Origin of the sequence: Streptomyces viridosporus, from assembly GCF_002078235.1 — a bacterium.
Lineage (GTDB): Bacteria > Actinomycetota > Actinomycetes > Streptomycetales > Streptomycetaceae > Streptomyces > Streptomyces viridosporus.
Window position 1 is genome coordinate 1 of record NZ_MSGP01000464.1, and the last position, 4,831, is coordinate 4,831.

5 protein-coding genes are annotated in these 4,831 nt (G+C 72.9%); 1 reads left to right on the top strand and 4 read right to left on the bottom strand.

Translation table 11 applies throughout. The annotated features are described in order from the left end of the window. Nucleotides 1-71 precede the first annotated feature (71 nt). From B7L92_RS29175 to B7L92_RS29190, 4 genes are all read right to left on the bottom strand, one after another. The gene (locus B7L92_RS29175; RefSeq protein WP_081240373.1) at nt 72-857 is read right to left on the bottom strand and encodes a DUF1707 SHOCT-like domain-containing protein; all 786 of its coding nucleotides are present in this window, start codon (nt 855-857) and stop codon (nt 72-74) included. A 218-nt stretch (nt 858-1,075) separates the two neighbouring features. Next, nucleotides 1,076-2,053 carry an ABC transporter ATP-binding protein gene (locus B7L92_RS29180; RefSeq protein WP_081240374.1) on the bottom strand — a complete coding sequence of 326 codons (978 nt, stop codon included), beginning with the start codon at nt 2,051-2,053 and terminating at the stop codon, nt 1,076-1,078. Between the two features lie 7 nt (nt 2,054-2,060). Continuing rightward, the gene (locus B7L92_RS29185; protein WP_081240376.1) at nt 2,061-2,825 is read right to left on the bottom strand and encodes an ABC transporter permease; all 765 of its coding nucleotides are present in this window, start codon (nt 2,823-2,825) and stop codon (nt 2,061-2,063) included. Nucleotides 2,826-2,907: 82 nt separating this feature from the next. Continuing rightward, a complete protein-coding gene (locus B7L92_RS29190) occupies nt 2,908-3,708 on the bottom strand; it encodes an ABC transporter permease (RefSeq protein ID WP_081240375.1) in 801 nt (266 codons plus the stop codon). A 256-nt stretch (nt 3,709-3,964) separates the two neighbouring features. Between B7L92_RS29190 and B7L92_RS29195 the strand changes: the two genes are divergently transcribed. Continuing rightward, nucleotides 3,965-4,831 (top strand): transglycosylase domain-containing protein (locus B7L92_RS29195; protein ID WP_255311193.1); only part of this gene is annotated, 867 nt, incomplete at its 3' end.

Here is a 4,831-nt window from a genome sequence, read left to right on the forward strand (position 1 = left end):
GTACCGCGAGGAGCGGGGCGAGCGCTGAGCGGGCCGTCAGGGGCGGGGGCGGGCCCCGCCGCCGGGCCCGCTCAGCGCTCGCCCCGCTCCTCGCGGTACCTCTCGGACGACCGGCCGTGCAGGTCCAGGTTCAGCGGGTCGTGGTACCCGGAGGCGCCGCCCAACTGCTTGCGGGCTTCCTTGCGCTCCAGCTTCTGGCGGCGGCGTTCCTCGCGCAGGCGCTGCTTCTCCGCACGGGGCAGCTTGCGCTGGACACCGACGCCGCCCCAGAAGGCGAAGCCCGTGACGACCACGCGCGGGGCGCCCGGGTCACCCGGCTCGCCCTCCTCCCGGTGGTCGAAGCCGCCCATGACGCCGATGCCGCGCACGACGACCTCGACGCCGGGCGGCACGATGACGTCCACCCCGCCCATGATCGCCACGGCGTTGATCACGATCTCGCGGTCCGCGAAGTTCGCCTCGCGCAGGTCGATCTCCCCGCCGCCCCAGAACGCGAAGCAGTTGAAGCGGCGCGGCGCCGTCCAGCGCCCCTTGCGCTGGAAGCCCGACATGACGGCCACGGCCCACGTCGACGTCCCCCCGTCGTCGCCGCCGACGATCCGGTCCGCCCAACCCCCGTCCGGGTCGGGGTCCTTGGTGAGGGAAACGGCGGGGGCGGCCGCGCCCCGGGCGGCCGGCAGGTCGCGGGTGATCGGCGCCAGTTCCCCGTACGTCCGCGCCCGGTACGTCGCGTCCAGCCGCTCCTCGAACTCCTCCATGTCCAGACGCCCCTCCGCCAGGGCGTCCCGCAGGATCTCGGCGACCCGTTCACGGTCGGCGTCGGAGGCGCGGAGGTCCGGGGCTGCGTCGTCGGTCATACCCAGCAGCCTACGAGTTACCTCCTCCGCACGGCTACGAGGACGCCCCGGGCCCGGCGCACGGCCGCGCAGGACTCCCCGGGCCCGGCGCACGACCGCGCAGGACGCCCCGAGCCCTACGCACGACCGCCCAAGGACGCCCCGGACCCGGCACACGGCCGCGGGAGCGTTCCCGCCCCGGCGCACGGCCGCGGCACCGCCCCCGCCCCGGCGCACCGCTACGGGACCGCCCGTCCGGCCCGCTCCGCGTACATCCTCGCGATCACCGCCTCGATGTCCGGCTCCCGCACCGACAGGTCGGCCAGCGGGTACCGTTCCGCGATCCACGCCACGAGCGGGGCCGCCGACCGGGACGCCGGGAACGCCAGCCACTGCCGCGGCCCCTCCACCCGCACCACCCGGGCCGGTGCCGGCGCGTCGATCGGCGGCCACTCCCGCTCCAGGTCCACCACCAGCGTCCGTTCGCTCTCCCCCGCCTCGTGCAACCCGGCGAGCGGGCCGTCGTACATCAGTCGGCCGTGGTCGATGACCATCACCCGCGAGCACAACTGCTCGATGTCCTGCAGGTCGTGCGTGGTCAGCAGCACGGTCGTGCCGCGCTCGGCGTTCAGCTCCCGCAGGAACCGCCGCACCCTGGTCTTCGACACGACGTCCAGGCCGATCGTCGGCTCGTCCAGGTAGAGCACCTGGGGATCGTGCAGCAGCGCCGCCGCGATGTCGCCGCGCATCCGCTGGCCGAGGGAGAGTTGGCGCACGGGCACGTCCAGCAGGTCGCCGAGGTCGAGGAGGGCGACCAGCCGGTCGAGGTTCTCCCGGTACCGGGCGTCGGGGATCCGGTACATGCGGTGCATCAGCCGGTACGAGTCGATCAGCGGCAGGTCCCACCACAGCGTCGTCCGCTGCCCGAACACCACCCCCATGTGGTGCGCCAGCCGCGTCCGTTCCCGGGAGGGATCGATCCCCGCCACCCGGAGCCGGCCGCCGCTCGGAGTCAGGATGCCGGTGAGCATCTTGATCGTGGTCGACTTGCCCGCGCCGTTGGGGCCGATGTAGCCGACCATCTCGCCGCGCGCCACCGTGAAGGAGAGCGCGTCGACGGCCCGCACCCGCCGCCGCTCCCGTTTCAGGAAACCGGTCCTCCTGCGCACGTCGAAGACCTTCTCGACGTGGTCCAGCTCGATGAACGCGTCCGCCATGACCGCCCTAACTCCCCGTGCTCCGATACGACCGCAGGCCGGCCCGCCACACCGTCCCGGCCAGCGCGCCGCACACCGCCGCCACCAGCGGCGCCGCGAAGGCCGCCCCCGCCGGCAGCCCCAGCGGGTACGGGCGCCCCAGCACGTAGGCCGCCGGCACCCAGTTGACGAAGGCGAGCGGCAGCACGAACGTCACCCCGCGCACCAGGTCCCGGCCGAACACGGTCGGCGGGTACTGCAGCAGCGTGGTGCCGCCGTAGGTGAACGCGTTCTGCACCTCGGCGGCGTCCTGCGCCAGGAACTGGAAGGCCCCGCCCGCCACGAACAGCGAACCGAAGATCACCGCGCCGCTGACCAGCGTCACCGGTATCAGCAGCGCCTTCGCCACGGTCCAGTCGACGTCGACCGCCACCAGCGCCCAGCCCAGCACCGCCGCCCCCTGGACGCCCCGGCCCAGACGGCGCAGCGCGAAGCGGTCCGCGGCGACCTGGGCGAGCACCGGCGCGGGCCGGACCAGCAGCGTGTCGAACGAGCCGTCGCGCACCCGGCCGCCCAGGGAGGCCACCGAGCCGAACGCCAGCTGGGCGGTCCCGAACGCCGTCACGGACAGGCCGTACAGGAAGGCGACCTCGGGCAGCGTCCAGCCGCCGAGCGCGTCGACCTGCGAGAACATCAGCAGGATCGCGACGAAGTCCAGCCCCGTCAGCAGCAGGTTGCCGCACACCGTGAGGACGAAGGAGGCGCGGTAGGCCAGGGTGGACCGGATCCACATCCCGGCGATCAGCCGGTAGGCCCGCAGCCCCTCCGCCACCCTGGAGGGCCCCCGCGCCCCGAAGACCTCCCGCACCGGGGCCTCAGCCACCCTGCACCACCACCCGCCGCGTCGCCGCCGCCTGCACCAGCCGGCCCGCCGCCAGCAGCGCCACCGCCCACGCCCCCTGGAAGGCGTACGCCCCCAGGGGAGCGGCCTCCCCCATCAGCACGTCCGCCGGCAGCTGGAGCTGCGCCGCCCACGGCAGCACCCGGACGACCTCGCCGAGCGCGCCCGGGAAGGCGTTCAGCGGCAGGGTCATGCCCGAGCAGAAGAGTCCCGTGACCGTCAGGGCCTGCGCCACCCCCTGGCCGTCCAGCAGCCAGAACGCGCTCAGCGCGAACAGGTAGCGGATCGCGAAGCTGACGACCACCGCCAGCAGGAGCGCCACCAGGAACGCCCCCCACGTGGCGACGTCCCCGGGCAGCGCCGTCGGGAAGACCAGCGCGCCGAAGACGAACGGGACCACGCCCCGCCCCAGCAACTGGAACACCGACCGCCCCAGGTCGTTCGCCAGCCACCACAGCTGCAGATCGACCGGCCGGTACAGGTCGACCGCGATCTCACCCGTACGGATGCGTTCCATCAGTTCGACTTCGAAGCCGCCGCCCTGGATCGCCAGCGTCGCGAACAGCGCCTGTCCCAGCCACACGTAGGTGACGGCCTGCGCCTGCTCGTACCCGCCGAGGCCGGGCCTGGCCTCCCACAGCGCCAGGTACGTGTGGACCAGGATCAGTCCGAAGGCGGTGTTGGTGAACACCCCGGCCGCGGTGGCCGCCCGGTACGTGGCGTACCGGCGGAAACCCCCCACCGCGACGGCCAGGTACAACCGCCCCGAGCCCACGTCCGCCCGCCTCCTCCCGCACCCGCGGCCAAAGACGCAGGAGCCTACTGAGCACGGCGAACCGTCCGCCACGCATTTTCCGTCGCTCCCGGGGCAGGCGGGACACGGCCGACAGGGCCATACGTGTGACAAGGCGCATGCATGCGCGGCGCGCGCCGTCGGTGGGGAACTGCTCGCCGGATGCGACAGTCTTCAATAAGAGGAGCGCATCAGGCGTATACACACGAACGAGGCGAAACAGGAGTCCCAGCACGACATGAGCGACGAGCCGCAGCCGCAGCAGCCCGGGGAGGGCCGGACACCGGGAGAGCCTCAGGCGGCCGACGCCTCACAGCGCCCGGCGGAGGGCACGGAAACAGAGACGGGCACGGACGGGGACACGGACGGGGACACGAAGACGGGCACGCGCACCGGGTGGCGCCGGCTGATCCCCACCTGGCGCATGGTGCTCGGCACCTCCCTCGTCGGCGCCCTGCTGATCCTCGGCGGCTTCGTCCTCGGCTACACCCTGGTGCAGATCCCGTCCGCCAACGCGCTCGCCGTCCAGCAGGCCAACGTCTACCTGTACGCCGACGGCACCGTCCTCGCCCGCGACGGCGAGGTCAACCGGGAGAACGTCGGCCTCGACCGGATCTCCGAGGACGCCCAGTACGCCGTCCTGGCCGCCGAGGACCGCGACTTCTACACCGAGTCCGCGGTCGACCCCTCGGCCATGGTCCGCGCCGCCTGGAACACCGCCACCGGCAAGGGCAAGCAGTCCGGCTCCACGATCACCCAGCAGTACGTGAAGAACTACTACCTGCGCCAGGAGCAGACCCTCACCCGCAAGGTGAAGGAGTTCTTCATCGCCATCAAGCTGGACCGCGAACAGACCAAGGACGAGATCCTCGAGGGCTACCTCAACACCAGCTACTTCGGCCGCAACGCCTACGGCATCCAGGCCGCCGCCCACGCCTACTACGGCATCGACGCCGAGGACCTCGACGCCGGCCGCGCCGCCTACCTCGCCGCGCTCGTCAACGCCCCCAGCCAGTACGACGTCGTCGCCCACCCGGAGAACCGCAAGGCCGCCGAGGACCGCTGGAACTACGTCCTGGACGGCATGGTCGAGGAGGGCTGGCTC

Bases quoted from the DNA above. Each gene is read 5' to 3' on its own strand.
- B7L92_RS29175 (WP_081240373.1), bottom strand. From the start codon at position 857: ATGACCGACGACGCAGCCCCGGACCTCCGCGCCTCCGACGCCGACCGT.
- B7L92_RS29185 (WP_081240376.1), bottom strand. From the start codon at position 2,825: ATGTGGATCCGGTCCACCCTGGCCTACCGCGCCTCCTTCGTCCTCACG.
- B7L92_RS29180 (WP_081240374.1), bottom strand. From the start codon at position 2,053: ATGGCGGACGCGTTCATCGAGCTGGACCACGTCGAGAAGGTCTTCGAC.